This is a genomic window from Psychroserpens jangbogonensis (genome assembly GCF_000797465.1).
In the GTDB taxonomy this organism is placed as follows: domain Bacteria; phylum Bacteroidota; class Bacteroidia; order Flavobacteriales; family Flavobacteriaceae; genus Psychroserpens; species Psychroserpens jangbogonensis.
Genome location: NZ_JSWG01000015.1, coordinates 403,757 through 422,440, shown reverse-complemented (window position 1 = coordinate 422,440; position 18,684 = coordinate 403,757). Strand labels below are relative to the sequence as shown.

The window sequence follows — 18,684 nt, the reverse complement described above, 5'->3', positions numbered from 1 at the left end:
TTAAGGGTTAGTATTTAAGATTTCAGTAATTACAGCATCTAAATCATGATGCTTAATTTCAAAAGCTGTTAACCATTGTGAGGTAGTTGAATGATCTGAAAAACTATTAAGTGCTTGCATCACTTCAGTTTTATGTCGTATTGGTAATGTTTCAACAACATCTGTTAAATTATCAAATAACTGAAGTGGAGAGTTTTTAGCTTCACTTAATTTAAAAGCAATTTTTCCCGTGACATCTAAAAACTTTAAGTAATTAACTTTTGTGGTTATTGGTGTAGCAATATTTAAACGTTCAAAAATAGCTTTAACCATGCCTCTAGTTTGTCCTCCCCAAAGACCATCTACGATAATCTCCTTTCCATAAATATATTTAAGAACCATTTGAACATAAAGGGTTTCAGATTTAGAAGATTCGTTATAGTCTACATTGACACTGGTGTCAATATGCCAATGGTCTTCATGATTAGGGTAAAAGTGATTTAAGACTATTCCGAAATGTTTTCTAAGAAATGATTCTATACCAAGATATAACTCCTTTTGGTGAACAAAATTTAAAGTCACCAAAGACATATCATTCCAAAACATTGCATCTAAATCGAATGCTCGACCGCTTCCATGCTGACCAGCTTTATCGACAAAGATTCCTGCTGTTGTTATAACTTCAGGCTGACCCAAAGGACAATGCATAAACACTTCATCAAAAGCAGCTTTTAATACCTTTAAAAAATTAGTGTCAACTGAGAAATTACGTTGTTTCCCTCTTGTTCCGTATGGATGACTAGTAAGTCTAGCGTAATGTAATGGGATTCCGTTAATTGAATTTATTTGTTTCATCTTGGTTTGATTTTATCGTTTTAATAAAGTTCGAATGGGTTCAATTTGATCTATCATTAACTGGCTTTCAATAACACGATTATAATATGTAATGGTACTTTCACTTAAATGCCTTGCCAGTGTTGGCTCATAAGTTTTCCATTCAAAATCATTATCATTTAAATACTTTTTCACTTCAGCATTCTCTCGTATCAGAAAAGCTTTAAGTGCATCTTTTTGACTTTTATCAATAAGATTCCCACCTAAGAAGGTTAGAACCTCATCATACTCAATTTGAAATGGCAAGTAGATAGGAACGTAATCTATTAAAGGATCTTTGCTCCAATCTCTCAAAAGGTCTCCCAAGTAGTTTGGGATTTTGTCTAGATTAAAGCCTGTTTTTAAATCGGCTACAATATTATCTTGCTCAACCTCATCTATATTGAAATGTGTGATTTTATTTTCAGATTTAAATTTTTGGACCAGATACCAGATATAATTATTCCGACCGTTAATAATTTCAACAAATACTTTTTTAGTTTTATTTAAGGTCGAATCCTTCAGTAAATAATTATGTAAATCTAATGAGCTCAGGAGTCCGCTATTATCTAGAGCTCCTGCATCAATGTAATGTCCATATCCTTTTATCTTAGCCGCTGGACTAAGTGCTGGAAAACGATTTGTAGAAGACACAGCCTCATAGTAAGCAATGGAACGACCGTTGCCCAATTGCGATAAGTTATCTGAATTATAAAACACTGTTGAATCCTTTGGATATTTCACAGAATAGAACACACCGCGTCTGCCATTGGTTTTTGCTGTATTAACAATTAGCGATGGAAAATAACCCCTTTTATTATCGAAGATATTTGTTTTCCAATAGGAATTAAAGGATAACGGATCTAAGGTCATAGATGTTTCTCCTTCTAAAATATTCCGATAAGTTACCATCGAAAAATACGATCGATCTCTAAACTTCCCTATTTCACTAAAAGGATACATTTTTCGAACAAAATCATATCCAAAAGTCAATGCTAAATCTTTAGAAGCGAAATTCTCTTTGGCAACAGTATCAATCTTCAATCCGATTGCATTAAAATCATCATTGTATTCACCACCTAAAACCGAATATAATGATAAACCCATCATACCTCCTGAAGCACCAGAAAATGAAATGGTTTGATCTAAAAAACCTCCTTCAGTTTGCTTTTGAATTTCATTTAAGACCTTCATGGTCCATATATTCGCTTTTAAACCTCCACCATGAGCGGCAACAAAAAACAAGGGTTTATCGGTTCGGTATCTTAAGCTGTCTTTGAAATCTTCCATATTTAGAACAGCTTCATTCTCTACCGTTTTAAATGCCTCTAGTTCGTGTATTTGAGTTTCCGAAGAATAACTCACGATACAGATTACAACTATAATAAGCGTCGTAATTGAAGCTATTAGACGTCGTCTTATTGCAAATGCTTTTTGATTATCTAAGGACACAAAGTTCTTTCGATTTTCAGGAAGCACACCAGAACTGTACAAATAATTTTTTTCGGTGACATAAGGGTTCTTATCTAAATCTTCTTTTTGAGTCTTAAAAATCACTAACATGAAAAAGTACTTTACTAAACATGCAATTGAATAATAAGAAATAAAGAAGAAACTAAGCAATATGAGCATCGCATTAGATAATTTCCAATTGTAGAACACAGCAAGATTACTGTAAATCAAAAACAGAATAACCACTACAAAAAACACAAAATAATACCTGAGATAACCTACACTACTACTTAGAAAATAGTAACGATCAAAATTCACTGTCTTAGCATATACCCTAAATACTCTAAACAATACATACAAGAGCGCTAATAAAAACGTAAATCCTTGGAGCAACCAATAGCCATATAAACTAAATTCTAAAGTACCTGCAATCACCCATCCAAATATTATAACCAGGGCAATACAAACGAGAAGTGCATTTACGCCTTTTGTGACAAACTTGAGTTTTTGAGCTTTAATGTCTGCTAAGGCTTGATCACTATTTATAGCTAATAATTTGTCTTGATACTTATCAAAACTATCCAACAATAGTATAAGAATTGCAGGAGGAATTATAGAAAACACAAGTGTACCAAACTGAATCATTGATACGTCAAGTCCGCTAAAGTATAGTTTTGGATAAAACGTTTGGTAAATGTAATAATGCCAAATAATAAATATCACTAAGCCTAAACATTGTCTGAAGAATTTTGCTTTAAAATCTTGTTTATATTTTTGATCAATTTTAGAAAAAACAAAGATGGCATAGCCAAGCCATTTATACGCGTACCATTTATGATCATCGCGACTGTCATTAATATCTTCTGCATAGTAGATATATCTTGGGTAATGAGACAACACAGACGCAAAAACAGAAATGACTACAAAGCACAACAGCAAAGACGTTTTGTCATTTTCTATCATGTCTACCAGCAGTGTATTCGCTTGTTCCAAAGCCTGAACCAGTAGCAAGATAATACCCAAAAACAAAAGACTTAAGTATGAAGACTTAACAAATTTACCAAATGAGATAATAAGGTTATTAACGAACTTAAGAAGGTGCAGAATTAATTTCCCAAAATATTTAAAAAACATAAAAACAATTTAAAATTAGTACTCTTTGCGTCAACAAGAATTAATTTTAATTATCTATAAGGGAGGATTATAGCTCTAAATTACAAAAATAAAATGAGTAATAACTTGTTGCAGAATCTAAAGACTAAAATTTTTATCAACAGGCTTTTATAAATTCCTATCTTAGAACCATTAATTCATCATTTATGAATCTCACAAAGCGCATTGGTTTGGTCCTAGGACCACTTCTCTTTGTAATTATAATTCTATTTCTCAAGCCTGAAGGATTATCTCCTGAAGGAACCGCAGTACTAGCATCAACAGCATGGATTGCAGTTTGGTGGATTACTGAAGCGATACCAATTGCTGTAACTGCATTATTACCAATTATTTTATTCCCTTTATCTGGTGGATTGAATTTGGCTGCGACGACGAGCTCTTTCGGACATAAATACGTGTTTTTATATTTAGGAGGATTCATTATTGCTATAGCGATTGAAAAATGGAATCTACATAAACGTATTGCACTTAATATTATTAATATAATAGGAAGTGACGTTCGAAAAATCATTTTAGGATTCATGATTGCCACTGCATTTTTATCGATGTGGATCTCGAACACTGCAACTTCTGTTATGATGCTGCCTATAGGAATAGCTATTATCAAACAACTTAAAGACAATCCTGATACTATAGAAAATGAAAACCAGGTTTTCGGAAAAGCATTAATGCTTGCTATTGCGTATAGTGCGTCAATTGGTGGCATTGGAACTTTAATCGGAACACCTCCAAATCTAGTGCTTGCTGGCGTAGTATCTGATACCTACGGTTATGAAATTACATTTTCACAATGGTTTATGTTTGGTTTTCCTATTTCAATACTTTTACTTTTTATTTGCTGGAACTACCTCACACGCTATGCATTTACATTTAAACAAACCGAATTTCCAGGAGGCAAACAAGAGATTAAACGACTTTTAAAAACCTTAGGAACCATTAGTTACGAAGAAAAACTCGTTGCTATTATTTTTGCCGTTACAGCGTTTTGCTGGATTACACGCTCCTTCCTATTACAAGGTGTTTTTCCAGCTCTTGACGACACTATAATTGCTGTGTTTTTTGCGATACTCTTGTTTTTAATTCCTGCTAAAAACAAAAAGGAAAGACTTATTAATTGGGAAGAAGCTGTTAAATTACCTTGGGGAATTATTTTGTTATTTGGTGGCGGAATGGCTTTAGCAAAAGGTTTTGAAACTAGCGGATTAGCAGCTTGGATAGGAAATCAAATGACGACACTCCAAGGTGTTTCTACAATTCTTTTAATTCTATTACTTGTGGCTGCCGTTAACTTTCTAACTGAAATAACATCTAACCTAGCTACGACAGCCATGCTGTTACCCGTTTTAGCTCCAATGGCATTAACAGTAGATATTCATCCATTTATATTAATGGTTGGAGCAGCAGTTTCAGCATCATGTGCATTTATGCTTCCTGTAGCAACACCTCCTAATGCAGTTGTATTTGGATCTGGTTATTTACGAATACCAGATATGGTAAGCAAAGGGATTGTAATGAATGTCATCTCGATTATCATCGTGACACTATTTGTCTACTTTGTATTACCCGAAGTTTGGGATATTGTAGTTGAAGGGTTTCCTTCCGATTTGATAACTTCTAGTTCTTAGTTTTTTAGAAATCTGATGGTCTCCTCTTTATTGTCTGCTTGTATTTTCAGAAAATAAATTCCGTTAGATAAGTTTTCGACGTCTATAGAAATATCTTGACCTTCAATACTAACGTCAATCGTATTTAAGAGTCTTCCGTTGATATCGACAATGCTTATTTTGTTAATTTCAACTTTACATTGAATGGTTAATTTAGAAGTTGTAGGATTAGGGAATACTGAAAACAATTGACTTTCAAAATCTTCTACTGAAAGCACATCAGTAATATCATACACTTGGACAAATCCTGAATCACTTCCATTAATATTATTGTTTGGGTCTCCAATAGCAACTTTAGTTCCGTCTGAAGACAAATCTACACTGTAACCAAAGTCGTCATTAACTTCTGCTCCAGAAATAGCATTTCCAAACATATTCCAACTACCACTTTCATACCTGTAAAATCGTGTATTATTTTCCTGAGGCGCTCCAACTGCCAATATATCTCCAGAATCAGATAAATCAATTGCCCAACCAAAGCGTTCAAAACCAGACTCACCCTGAATGTCGTCTCCTAATTGCTGCCAATTATTACTTATTAGTTCAAATACTTCAACTTCACCCGAATTAGTTCCGTTTTCATCATTTCCCCAACTTCCGACAGCAACGATACTACCATCATCAGAAACTGAAGATGATGCTCCAGTGAATATACTAGGTGTTTCTCCGTAAATTGTAGATCCAACTTGAGACCACATTGAGGCATCAAAATGAAACACTTTTGCATAACCCTCTTGTGTAGTTCCGTCAACGTTTATCCAAGCTCCACAAATTACATGATTTCCATCTCCAGACATATCTAAAGACATCCCGAATACGTCGCTCTCATTATCTCCAAAATGCTCAAAAACTAGATTCCATTGGCTTCCATCGTAATCATATATTCTCAATACACCATTATCAAAATTACTAGTATTTGTGTAAGGCGCTCCAACTGCTATTCTATTAGCATCATTTGCAATAGACACAGTTGTTCCAAACTCATCATCATTATTTACTCCAGCAAGAGTACTTCCTTTTTGAATCCAATCTGTCCCATTAAATTCAAATATTTGTGCGCTTCCAGAATTAAAGCCATTAGCATTACTATACTGCGCTCCTACTATAATTGTATTTCCATCGTTTGTGATATCTACTGCTCTTCCAAAATTATCCTCATCTAGAATTCCTAGAAGATCATTTCCTAATTGTATCCAATCAGTGCCATTATATTGTAATACCTTCACTTGACCAGCTCCATAAGCTCCAACCGAACTTCCTGGCGCTCCAACAACAACGGTTTGTCCATCTCCTGAAATAGCAGTGTCCCAACCCATCATATCAAAAGTAGCCTCGCCTTCAATATCATTTCCTATTTGAACTTGTGATTGCACGAAAATCGCAAACAATAAGCATGTTATTGATAATATATTTTGTTTCATTTTTCCTTTTTTTGAAGACTTCAAAACTATTACATTAATGATCATTTACAAACTCCAATGCACGCTTTTCATTATAATAAACTTTACCTTTTTGAATGAACCCAACATGCCCTCCATAATTTGGCATTTCTAAATACAATTGATCATTATACTTTGCTTCTTTTATAGGAAAACATTCTGGAGATAAAAACGAATCATTTAATGCGTTTATTAATAAGGTTGGCACTGTTATGTTTTTTAAGAATTGTAAGCTACTTGACTTTTCATAATAATCTAAGGCGTCCTTAAAACCGTGCGCTACTGATGTATACGCCTCATCAAAATCTCTTAAAGTTTTTATTGAATTAATCTCTTTAACACTAATTCTGTCAGGGAATTGCAAAATTTTTAACTTAAGTTTATCAACCAAATGTTTTTTAAATCGAATAGCAAATGCTTTATTATTTGGTTTATGTAATTCTATAGCAGAACCATTGAGATGCACTGGCACAGAAATCGCAATTGCTGACTTTACTTGATCTGGGATTTCTCGTTTTTCACCTAAATATTTTAGTGTAATATTTCCGCCTAAACTAATTCCTTTGATATATATATTTGAATAGCATTTCTCCTTAATACAGTGGTTTACAACATCATCTAAATCATCTGTTGCACCTGAATGATAACTATTATATAACCGATTATCTTCTCCGCTACAACCTCTAAAATTCACACCTACAGCATCAATTCCATTCTGGTTGAATAGTCTTGCTGTTCCTGTGACATAAGGTCGTTGTGCATTGCCTTCTAATCCGTGAAGTAATATGATTACTGCGTCAGATTTCTTTTGAGCATAACTCCAATCTAAATCTAAAAAATCAGAATCACGAGTTTCTATACGTTCTCGTTGTTGCTCTAATCCTTCCACTTTACGGACTAACCCTGAATACACAGTAGCTATAAAGCCATTTTTAAATTGAAATAATGGCTTGTAGGTTGATTTAATAATTGGCATTACTTCTTATGCTTCAATGCATCAGCTGGTGTTGGAACAAAATGTCCTTTACCTCCTGCTCTGTCATCATCAAAAGTCACCGGGATATCATCGTTTAATGTGCGTTCATGCCATGTTAAACTTTCGGTTCCGTCATCTCTCTTAACCATTGTAATACAGTCTTCAACAGGACAAACTAATGAGCATAAATTACAACCAACACAGTTTTCTTCGATTATACTCGGAATTCTATTTGTAGTATCAATTGGTAAAGCAATAGCTTGATGCGCACCATCATCACAAGAAATGTAACAAAGGTCACACCCTATGCACTTATCTGGATTTATTTCGGCTACTACTTTATGTTTTAAATTTAAGTGTTTCCAATCAGTTACGTTTGGCAAAGCTTTACCTGCAAAATCATAAATAGTGTTATAATTCTTCTCTTCCATAAACTGACGTAAACCAGCTTCCATTTCACGCACTATTCCAAAGCCATAATGCATTACTGCTGTACACACTTGAACAGAAGTAGCACCTAGTAATATAAACTCAACAACATCACGCCAAGTTTCAATACCACCAATACCTGATAAAGGCACTTTTCCAATCTCTGGATGCTGAGCTAAATCTTTAAGCATGTGCATAGCAATAGGCTTAACTGCTGGCCCACAATAACCACCATTACTTCCTTTACCATCTACAATTGGATAAGGCGCATAAGACTCTAAATCAATTCCAACGATACTTTTAATTGTATTAATCAAGGAAATAGAATCTGTTCCACCTTGAACAGCTGCTAATCCAGGGTCGGTAATATGTGAGATATTAGGTGATAACTTAGTAATTACCGGAATATTCGCAGCTTCCTTAACCCATTCTACAATCGTTTTTAAAACTTCTGGCTCTTGTCCTACTGCGGAACCCATTCCACGTTCACACATGCCGTGTGGACAACCGAAATTAAGTTCTATACCATCGGCTCCTGCATTTTGAACATCTTTTATAATCTGCTCCCATTCTGATCTGCTTTCCACCATAAGTGAAGCAATAACAGCATGATCAGGAAAATATTTTTTCACTTCTTCAATTTCACGAAGGTTATCAGCCAAAGGTCTGTCTGTAATTAGCTCAATGTTATTGAAACCCATCATTTTGGTATTTCTATAATCTACTGAACCATAACGACTCGACACATTAACAACAGGAACTCCAAGCGTTTTCCAAACTGCTCCTCCCCATCCAGCTTCAAAAGCCTTCATTATTTGATAGCCTGAATTTGTTGGTGGTGCTGATGCCAACCAAAAAGGGTTTGGCGCTTTTATTCCTCCGAAATTTATTGATAAATCTATCATGCTTCTATTCTTATTTAGTTAACCAATTATGAATTCCTTGTGCTGCCATTTTGCCATCGTAAGCTGCATTTACAACTTCTGCTCCTCCATTTACAGCATCACCTCCAGCAAAATACTTTGGATTGGATGTTTGAAATTCGTCATTAATTTTAATTCTTGTTTTATTATCTATATCTAAGTCATCAATCATGTCATACAAATGACCTTGCTTAGCTTGACCTGTTGCTTTTATCACCATATCACATCTCACTACAAATGTATTATTCATATTAGTTTTTAATTTACCATCTACCATTTCGGTTTTAGCAAATTTCACACCTTCTACTTTACCATTTCCTGTAATAGCTATTGGAGTTACATTGAATAAACTATCGACTCCAGCACTGATAGCCAAATCATATTCAAATCCATAAGCTCCCATTTTCTGTTTAGAGTTTCTATAAGCTAAAACTGTTTTTCGGGCTCCCATTCTTGCTGCTTCGGAAGCTGCATCCATGGCAGTATTTCCTCCACCGAGAACGACAACTTTAGCTGGAATTTTAATTTCGTGTTGCTTCATGCGAAGTTCTTCTATAAATTCAACAGCACCAACAACACCTTCTTTATCTTCACCATCCATTCCTAAATGTCTAGTTGCTCCAAGACCAACTCCTACAAATATGGCATCGTAATCCTTTTCTAGAATAGCTAATTCCTTTTTTGAATTAATAGCATTGTTATATTTAATATTGAAACTAAGTTGCTTTTGAAGGTATTCAACTTCTTTCAACACCTCTTCGTTTGTAATTTTATATGGTGCAATACCGTAAACCGTTAATCCTGACGGCTTATCTTTTGCTTCATATATATCCACATCATAACCCAGAGTTCGTGCTTCACAAGCACAAGCAATTCCTGCTGGACCTGCTCCAATAATTGCAATCTTTTTTCCGTTAGGCTTACCAACTTTAAAAATTACTTTTTCAGCTTCAATCGTTTTATTAGTTGCATAGTTTTGAAGTCTACCAATTTGAATTGGAGGCACATCTTGATGATTATACACACAAGCACCTTCACACAACACACCAGTTGGACAAACAACACCACAGGCATTTCCGAGCCAGTTAGAATCAAAAATTGTTTTGGATGCTCCTGTTATATTATCAGTATGAATCTGCTTAATAAACAAGGGGATATCAATACTCGTTGGACATGCTTGAATACAGGGTGCATCATAACAAAACAAACATCGTGAAGCTTCGTAAAAAGCCTCAGTATCATTCATTAATGGTTTTTTCTGCTTGAAATTCTTATCGAATTCAGCTTTCGTTTTAGGTCTTTTATATTCTGCCATGTGTAATAATTATGAATTCAGAGTAATAATTTTATTTAATCAAGTATTTACAGATCTGTTAATCTTCCGTAAGTTTCTGGTCTTCTATCTCTATAAAACTGCCAAGTAGAACGTACTTCTTCAATTAAATCTAAATCAAATTCAGCTACTAATAATTCATCATCATCTCGAGACGCTTCAGAAAAAATTTGTCCACGTGGATCAACAAAATAAGATTGTCCGTAGAACTTACCTAAGTTCCATGGCTTCTCTTCACCAACACGATTAATACAACCCATAAAATACCCATTAGCTGCTGCGTGAGCAGGCTGCTCTAATTTCCATAAGTATTCACTCAATCCAGCAACTGTAGCTGAAGGATTATAAACAATTTCAGCTCCATTTAAACCTAAAGCTCGTGCTCCATCTGGAAAATGTCTATCATAACAAATGTAAACGCCTACTTTGGCATATTTTGTTTGAAACACTGGATAACCCATGTTTCCTGGTTTAAAGAAGAATTTCTCCCAGAATCCAGTTGTATGTGGAATATGATTTTTTCTATACTTCCCTAAATAGGTACCATCTGCATCAATTACTGCAGCTGTATTGTACAATACTCCAGGTGACTCCTTTTCATAAATTGGAACAATGATCACCATATTATGTTTCTTAGCAAGTACTTGCATTTTTTCAGTAGTTGGACCTGGCACAGATTCGGCAGACTCGTACCATTTTTTATCTTGTCCTGGACAGAAATATGGTGTATTGAATATTTCTTGCAAACACAATATCTGAACTCCTTGTCGTCCTGCTTCTTCTATATACGGAATATGTTTATCGTACATAGCATCCATAATTTCTTGAATCGTCCCTTCTCCTTCTGTCATTGGAAGACTCATTTGTATCAATCCTGATTTTACTTTTCTTGCCATGATCTTATCTGTTTATTTATTGATATGTAATCGTTTATATAACTGTTTTAGAGGTTTTTCCTCTTTTAATAAATTCTCCATGTCCTGCTTTTAAAAGACAGTCTTCATTTTCTATGGCGACTTTCCCTCTTAAAATTACAGTTTCTGTTTTCCCTGTAAGTTGATGACCTTCATATCCTGAGTAATCACAATTCATATGATGTGTTTCTACAGAAATGGTATGTTCTTTTTTAGGATCGAATATCACGATATCTGCATCGCTTCCTATTGCGATTGTTCCTTTTCTAGGATACATTCCGAAGATTTTTGCAGCATTAGTAGAACTTACTTCAACATATTTAGTTAATGAAATCTTTCCTTTATTGACACCTTCTGAAAATAACAACTCCATACGATGTTCGACTGCTGGATGACCATTTGGGATTTTAGAAAAATCATCTTTTCCCATTTTCTTTTGTTCCCACATAAACGGACAATGATCGGTACCAACGACTTGAACAAGCCCTTGATTAATTCCAGACCAAAGTGCTACTTGATCTTTCTTTTCTCTTAATGGTGGACTCATTACCCATTTTGCGCCTTCAAAATCATTCTCATAAAGTGATGCATCCAACACTAAATATTGTGTGCAGGTTTCTACAAAGATTTTCTGATTGCGCTGTGTTGCTTTTCGTACTGCATTTAAAGCACCTTCGCAAGTCATATGAACAATATAGCCAGGACAATCTGTATAATGCAGCATATCTGCAAAACGAGCTGAAGCTTCAGATTCAGTAACTTCCGGTTGTGATAAATAATGATATAAAGGTGATGTGTTTCCTAATGCTCTGTTTTTTGCAATTAGTGAATCAATTACATCTCCATTAGTTGCATGAACAGTAACTAAGCCACCAGCTTTCTTAACTACTTTCATGAGTTGAACCATTTGTCCATCATCAATCATTAAAGCACCTTTATAAGCCATAAATGTTTTAAAAGATGAAATCCCTTCCTCTTCAATCATCTGAACGACTTCTTTTGCCACATTATCATTAAAATCGGTTACAGCCATATGATATGAATAATCACCAATCGCCTTTTGTGATTTGTCTTGCCATGTTTTTAATGCGCTATGTAATGTGTCTCCTTGAGTTTGTAATATAAAGTCAATCACCATTGTTGTACCTCCATGTAAAGCTGCTCGAGTACCCGTTTCATAGTCATCACTAGAATACGTACCCATAAAAGGCATATCTAAATGCACGTGAGGATCTATTCCACCTGGAAATACTAATTTCCCAGTAGCATCAATTACTTTATCTGCTTGGTAATTCAAGTCTTTTCCAATAGCAACTATTTTCTCGCCTTCAGTATATACATCAGCTATATAAGTTTCTGACGCAGTAACAACTTGACCGTTTTTTATTAAAATTGACATTTTTAGTATTGAATTATTAATTAATCGATTTTTTAAATTTACATGTTTTTAATCAGCATCCTCAATGTTTAGCTCACTTATCGTCAAACTCTTAGATGAAAGTTTACTCACTATCACTCCAACTATTATAGCCAAAACAAATGATGGTCCTAATTCTCCAAGTTTCTCAAAATAGATTCCGATAGAATCCAAAGAAGCAAATCCGAACTTAAAAAGAGGAACAGACAAAAACCCTGTAATCATAGAAGCAATCGCTCCTTTTTCGTTGAATTTACCCCAAAATAGTGACAGAATAATTGTTGGACAAAATGTCGCTGCTATTCCAGACCAACCAAAAATAACAAACCAAAAGATTGTTCGATTTGGCGACGTAACTGCAACGATCATAGCAACTAGCAATGCAAAAATCGCCAATGAAAGCGTAATTATTTTAGAGATTTTAGCGAGCTCTTTTTCAGATTTATTAGGCTTATAAATTTGTTGATAAAAGTCTCTAGATATCGCACTAGAAGCCACAACTAAAAGCGAATCTATTGTTGACATGATTGCCGATAAGACAGCTGCTATATATATTCCTATTAAAGTCAGTGGCATAATTTCTTCAACCAAAAGAGGCAAAACGTTTTGCGCTCCATTTCCTAATATCGTTTCAGGGTTTGCATCAATGGATGTCAAAAGATATCTTCCAAAAATTCCGACAAGAACAGCACATACATCTGTAAGTATTGTAAACACAATAGCTACCCAGCGTCCTTTTTTTATTTCATTTGTACTTTTAATAGACATGAACCTTACAAATAATTGAGGCGATCCCATAAAGCCTAATCCGATACACATAAACCCTAAAATTGTAAATACGTTTAATGTATTAAAACCTCCTTCTCCCCAAATATTTAAAAATGAAGGGTCTAGTTTTACGAGTTCTTGGGATATAGATACTTCAGGAGAAATGGCATAATAAGCTACAATTGGTAATGCAACTAAGCCTATAAGCATAATTAAACCTTGAAATAAATCTGACCAAGCAACAGCTACAAATCCTCCAGAAAAAATATAAGTTAAGACTATAAAAAAACCAACAATGGCTCCTGTAAAATAATTCCATCCAAGAAACGATTCAAAAGCAGAACCTGTAGCATCAATTTGTGCGCTAACATATATCACTACAAACAGTGACAAAGCAGTTGCTGCGACTATTCGTAATGTATTCGTTTTAGATTTAAATCTACTTACTAGATAGTCTGGGATGGTTATTGAATTGTATTTATCTGTAAGCTTTTTAAATTTTTCAGCCATAAAAAACCACGCGACTGTAACTCCAATAACTTCACCTAAAACCACCCAAAATGCCGAAACACCTACCATGGCTCCTAAACCAGTAAGTCCAAGCAGCAGCCAAGCAGATTCTCCTGTGGCTCTTGCGGAAAAGGCAACAACCCAAAAATTTAGTTGTTTTCCTCCTACATAATAATCTTTCGTACTCTTAATTTTTTTAGAGGCGAAGTATCCAATTAAAAAAAGGATTGAAAAATAAACAAATAGTATAATGTATTTTGTATTCATGTCAGTTAGTTTTTTTTCATTAGTAAATAATACAATACAAACGAAATAATGAATCCTGAAAACCATGAAATCGCATAAAGCCAACTCATAGCCGGAATCCATTTTCCTCCAATAGCGATAAAAGCACCTATCAACAATGCAATAATGGCAGCTTTATTTACACCGCTTCCTCCAAAAGAATAAATTCCATTTTCCTTATACAGATCCGCGATTTGAATCTGTTTCTTTCTAATTAGATAATAGTCACAAACTAAAATTGCTAATACTGGCCCTAAAACCGCACTAACATCTATAAGCAAACCTTGTATTTCATCTAACAATAGCCAAGGAAATATAAGAATACCTATAATTCCTGTAATGATTCCACCTCCTCTAAAACTTATCCTTTTAGGAGATAAATTTGAAAACGCATTTGCTGGAGCAATAACGTTAGCAGCAATGTTTGTACTTAAAGTCGCTATTATCATAAAGATTTGAGCAATAACCACTACCCAAACACTATCAAATTTTGCTATTAATGCTATTGGATCCCAAGGCGCATCATTAGCAATAAGTATATCGTCAAAATTTATAATTGCTGCGCAGGTTACAAATATGCCAACAAAAGAATAGAGCATCATAGTACCTGGCAATCCAATAAATTGACCTTGTACTTGTGCTTTTTGAGATGATGAGTATCGCGTTATATCAGCAATGCTTAATGACATTGTAGCCCAAAACCCAAGCATAGCAGTTAGCCAGATTAAATACTTCCAAATTTTATCGCCAAATGAACTTTTTCCTGCTCTAGCAGTAACGTCTGCGATTGAAGATGTTGATTTGGCATTCCTTAATTGAATCTGATAAGCATCATTCTCATTTATTTCGCCGATGGAAACATCTTTTTCAGACAAGGTATTCCACCCTAATTCACTTCCATTTAATATTAGTTGATATTCACTAGCTTTAGAAACCCCTTGTTTATCCTTGATAGGATTGATATGAATAAAATTATTATTATAATTTTCATGGTAAACTTCAGCAACGGGAATTTCTAATTGTTTTCCTTGTTCTAATACAATTCCAAATCCTCCAGCATTAGTATATCCCCAACCAATTAAAATCAATCCCATGAGAATCAATATTGGTGCAGAATATTCTTCAAGCCATTTAATACTTTCTGTTCCTTTCCAAATAAAAAACATATTTATGAACCAGAAAATGCCAAAACAGATAAATTGTCCAATCGAAAGACCAACTGATGGATCATTTCCAGAAATAGCAATAAAAATTGAATAAATTGCCATTCCTCCTAGCCACGTATTAACACCAAACCAGCCACAGGCAACTAATCCTCTGATTACAGAAGGAATTTGGACACCTTTAATCCCAAATGAAGATCGTCCAATAACAGGAAATGGGACACCGTACTTAACTCCAGCATGACCATTAAGCACCATAGGAATGGTGATTATTAAATTAGCAACACCAATTATAATAAGCGCTTCATACCAATTTAAGCCAGACTTAATCATATAAGAAGCCAAAAGATAGGTAGGAATACAAACTGCCATTCCTACCCAAATAGCAGCTAAATGCCATTTACTCCAAGTCCGTTGACTTGAAGGCACAGGTGCTAAATCATCACTATAAAGTGATGAGGCGGAAACATCTTCTTGTAATTCTACAATGTCTTTGTTCATATATTAATTACAGTATTCGTCAGCAATAGAAATAGCTTGTGAGACGATTCTTAAACCTTCGTCTACTTCTTCTTTAGTAACGTTTAAAGGAGGTGCAATAAAAATCCAATTCCATCGCACAAAAGTGAACATACCTAATTCTCTAATTTTGGCTGCCATTCTTGTTGTAGCTTCCATTTCAGACGGTTTTGCATTCCATGGCACTGTAGGTTCTTTTGTTTCCCTATTCTTAACTAACTCTATACAACCAAGCAATCCTGTATTTCTAAAATCTCCAATAGAAGGATGCTTTGCTTTTAATTTTTCAACTTCAGCTTCAATATACAATCCCATTTCTGCTGCTCGTTCTACTAGATTTTCTTCTTCAATAATTTTAATATTTTCTAATGCTGCAGCACAACAAGTTGCATGTGCTGAATATGTTAAACCTAAAGTCATAGGAATATCATTAAAATGGTTAGCAATCGCATCTGTAACCATCATTGCTCCTAATGGCAAATAACCTGAAGTCAATCCTTTTGCTAAACACATAATATCTGGAGTCACATCGTGATGATCAATCCCAAACATTTTTCCTGTTCGTCCAAAACCGCTCATTACCTCATCGTCAATCATCAAAATTCCATATTTGTCACATAATTCTCGAACACGCTTTAAATACATTGGAGGATATTTAATACAACCTGAAGAGCCAGATTCGCCTTCAAATAAAATAGCGGCCACGCTATCTGGATTTTGAAACTTAACCACACGTTCTAAATGTGCAAAAGCTAGTTCTCCACATTGTTCAATTGAATTAGAATTCCAAGGACAACGGTATGCATAAGGGTTTTCTACATGCACTATATTTGGCATCGCATTACTATCTACAGGAAATCGCCTTGGATCTCCACCACTTGCAGTTATTGCGCCATTAGTTGCACCATGATATGCTCTATAGTGTGTTATAATTTTATGTCGACCAGTATAAATTCTAGCCAGCTTAATTGCATTTTCAATTGCTTCTGCTCCGCCAAGTGTAAACAATGACTTTGTTAAATTTCCTGGTGTTATTTCTGCTAATTTTTTACCGAGTTCGCCTCGTACTTTTGAAGCTGTTCCAGGGTACAAATAACTATATTGTTGCATTTGTTTTGTAACAGCTTCAGTAATACGTTGATTACCATGACCAATATTCACATTCATTAATTGCGAAGAAAAATCTAGATATTTTTTTCCGTCTCTGTCGTAGAAATAGCGTCCTTTTGCATGCGATGCATTTATAGGATTTAGGCCACCTTGTTTTGACCAAGAAAATAAAGTATAGTCTAAATTATCTTTTATAATTTGCTTATCACTCATTAACTCTAAATAGTTGATTAATAATTATTTAATTGTTTTTACATGAACAAATAGATTAACTCATCCAGTTTGTTTGTGCTTCAGGATTCCACTTTGTTGTGGTTTTTTTATTCTGTGTCCAGAACTCAATAGAACTGCGTCCAGTAATATCACCTACACCAAATTTTGATTCGTTCCATCCGCCAAAAGAAAAAGGCTCCCGAGGAACTGGAACTCCAATATTAACACCAATCATTCCTGCGCTAGCACGCTCCATAACTTGTTTGGCTAAACCTCCACTTTGTGTAAATACTGCAGCAGCATTTCCATAGTTAGAACCATTTTCTATTTCGATAGCTTCATCTAAATCTTTAGCTCTTATTATCGAAATCACTGGTCCGAATATCTCTTCTCTTGCCACAGACATATCTGTAGTTACATGATCTATAATTGTTGGTCCTACATAATAACCGCCTTCTTTTCCAGAGACAGTTGTATTACGACCATCTAATAAAATTTTTGCGCCATTTTTTTCAGCTTCAGCTATATAAGCTTCTATACGTTCTTTAGCTTCCGCAGTAATTACAGAACCTAAATTATCTCCAGGAACAATTGTTTTTGCATCTTCAACCATACGATCAATAATATGCTGAACATTATCAACTCCAACCATAACAGAAGCTGCCATACAACGCTGACCAGCACAACCAGACATAGACGCTATCACATTAGAAGCTGTCATTTCAGGATTTGCATCAGGCAACACTAATAAGTGATTCTTTGCACCTCCAAGTGCTACACATCGTTTTAAAGTAGATGTTGCTCTTTTATAAACAATCTTTGCAACTTTAGTCGAACCTACAAATGATACGGCTTCAATTTTTGGATGATCACAAATGGCTTCAACTACCTCTTTACCTCCATTAACAATATTAAATACGCCATCAGGAAGACCCGCTTCCTTTAACAACTCTGCCATACGAACTGTGCTTAATGGCACTAACTCAGAAGGCTTCATTACCATTGTATTTCCTAATACTAAAGCATTTGGTAATGTCCAATGTGGTACCATATTCGGAAAATTAAATGGCGTAATCGAAGCTACAACTCCAAGAGGCTTGCGCTCAATTCGACATTCGACACCTTTACTAACTTCCTGTACTTCATTTACCACTATTTGCGGCATAGACACAGCAAACTCGCAGAGTTCCATACTTTTTTCAACTTCTGCTTTTGCTTCACCATAAGTTTTACCATTTTCAAGCTGCACTAATTTTGTGAGCTCATCTATGTTTTGTTCTAATAGATTTCTATATCTAAAAAATATTTGAACTCGTTCTTTAAAGGTCATTCCTGACCATTGTGGAAATGCTCTATTTGCGGCTTGCACAGCATCATCAACATCTTGTGTTGTAGACATAGGTATTGAAGAAATTTTTGAACCATCAATAGGACTCAATACATCCATTGAATTTTGGCCATTTCTTTCAAATTTACCGTCTATATAATTTTTTACTTCGGAAAGTGTATCACTAACATTCATCATCAGCTTAATAGATTAATTT

The 18,684-nt window shown here is 34.7% G+C and carries 13 protein-coding genes; 1 reads left to right on the top strand and 12 read right to left on the bottom strand.

Annotated elements, in window-relative coordinates:
- Entirely contained in the window at positions 1–834 is an 834-nt protein-coding gene (locus RH81_RS15590) for a hypothetical protein (protein ID WP_052172596.1), read from the bottom strand.
- A gap of 12 nt (positions 835–846) precedes the next feature.
- Positions 847–3,327, bottom strand: a complete 2,481-nt coding sequence (locus RH81_RS15585) for a hypothetical protein (RefSeq protein WP_152604853.1) — start codon at positions 3,325–3,327, stop codon at positions 847–849.
- 296 nt (positions 3,328–3,623) lie between these two features.
- Here RH81_RS15585 and RH81_RS15580 point away from each other — a divergent pair, with 296 nt between their 5' ends.
- Positions 3,624–5,102, top strand: coding sequence for an SLC13 family permease (locus RH81_RS15580; protein WP_033962026.1), 1,479 nt, complete (start codon positions 3,624–3,626; stop codon positions 5,100–5,102).
- On the opposite strand, the gene RH81_RS15575 is transcribed toward RH81_RS15580, so the two are convergent.
- From RH81_RS15575 to RH81_RS15525, 10 genes are read right to left on the bottom strand one after another with little or no spacing between them, the layout of a single operon-like run.
- Entirely contained in the window at positions 5,099–6,562 is a 1,464-nt protein-coding gene (locus RH81_RS15575; protein ID WP_161792000.1) for a T9SS type A sorting domain-containing protein, read from the bottom strand. The genes RH81_RS15580 and RH81_RS15575 overlap by 4 nt on opposite strands.
- Before the next feature lie 34 nt (positions 6,563–6,596).
- Positions 6,597–7,556: a YheT family hydrolase gene (locus RH81_RS15570; protein ID WP_033962022.1), complete on the bottom strand. Its 960-nt coding sequence runs from the start codon at positions 7,554–7,556 to the stop codon at positions 6,597–6,599.
- Positions 7,556–8,890 (bottom strand): NAD-dependent dihydropyrimidine dehydrogenase subunit PreA, encoded by a 1,335-nt coding sequence (gene preA / locus RH81_RS15565; protein WP_081988362.1) that lies wholly within the window; start codon positions 8,888–8,890, stop codon positions 7,556–7,558. Before preA ends, RH81_RS15570 begins: the two co-directional genes overlap by 1 nt.
- Before the next feature lie 10 nt (positions 8,891–8,900).
- A complete protein-coding gene (locus tag RH81_RS15560) occupies positions 8,901–10,223 on the bottom strand; it encodes an FAD-dependent oxidoreductase (protein ID WP_033962021.1) in 1,323 nt (440 codons plus the stop codon).
- A 47-nt stretch (positions 10,224–10,270) separates the two neighbouring features.
- Positions 10,271–11,137 carry a nitrilase-related carbon-nitrogen hydrolase gene (locus tag RH81_RS15555; protein WP_173424379.1) on the bottom strand — a complete coding sequence of 289 codons (867 nt, stop codon included), beginning with the start codon at positions 11,135–11,137 and terminating at the stop codon, positions 10,271–10,273.
- 34 nt (positions 11,138–11,171) lie between these two features.
- Positions 11,172–12,554, bottom strand: coding sequence for a dihydropyrimidinase (gene hydA / locus RH81_RS15550; protein WP_033962017.1), 1,383 nt, complete (start codon positions 12,552–12,554; stop codon positions 11,172–11,174).
- A 48-nt stretch (positions 12,555–12,602) separates the two neighbouring features.
- On the bottom strand, positions 12,603–14,117 hold the full coding sequence (locus RH81_RS15545; protein WP_033962223.1) for a sodium/proline symporter: 1,515 nt from the start codon (positions 14,115–14,117) through the stop codon (positions 12,603–12,605).
- A 5-nt stretch (positions 14,118–14,122) separates the two neighbouring features.
- Positions 14,123–15,799 carry an NCS1 family nucleobase:cation symporter-1 gene (locus tag RH81_RS16665; RefSeq protein ID WP_052172595.1) on the bottom strand — a complete coding sequence of 559 codons (1,677 nt, stop codon included), beginning with the start codon at positions 15,797–15,799 and terminating at the stop codon, positions 14,123–14,125.
- A 3-nt stretch (positions 15,800–15,802) separates the two neighbouring features.
- Positions 15,803–17,140 carry an aminotransferase class III-fold pyridoxal phosphate-dependent enzyme gene (locus tag RH81_RS15530; protein ID WP_033962016.1) on the bottom strand — a complete coding sequence of 446 codons (1,338 nt, stop codon included), beginning with the start codon at positions 17,138–17,140 and terminating at the stop codon, positions 15,803–15,805.
- 55 nt (positions 17,141–17,195) lie between these two features.
- Positions 17,196–18,665: a CoA-acylating methylmalonate-semialdehyde dehydrogenase gene (locus RH81_RS15525; RefSeq protein WP_206539392.1), complete on the bottom strand. Its 1,470-nt coding sequence runs from the start codon at positions 18,663–18,665 to the stop codon at positions 17,196–17,198.
- Positions 18,666–18,684 lie beyond the last annotated feature (19 nt).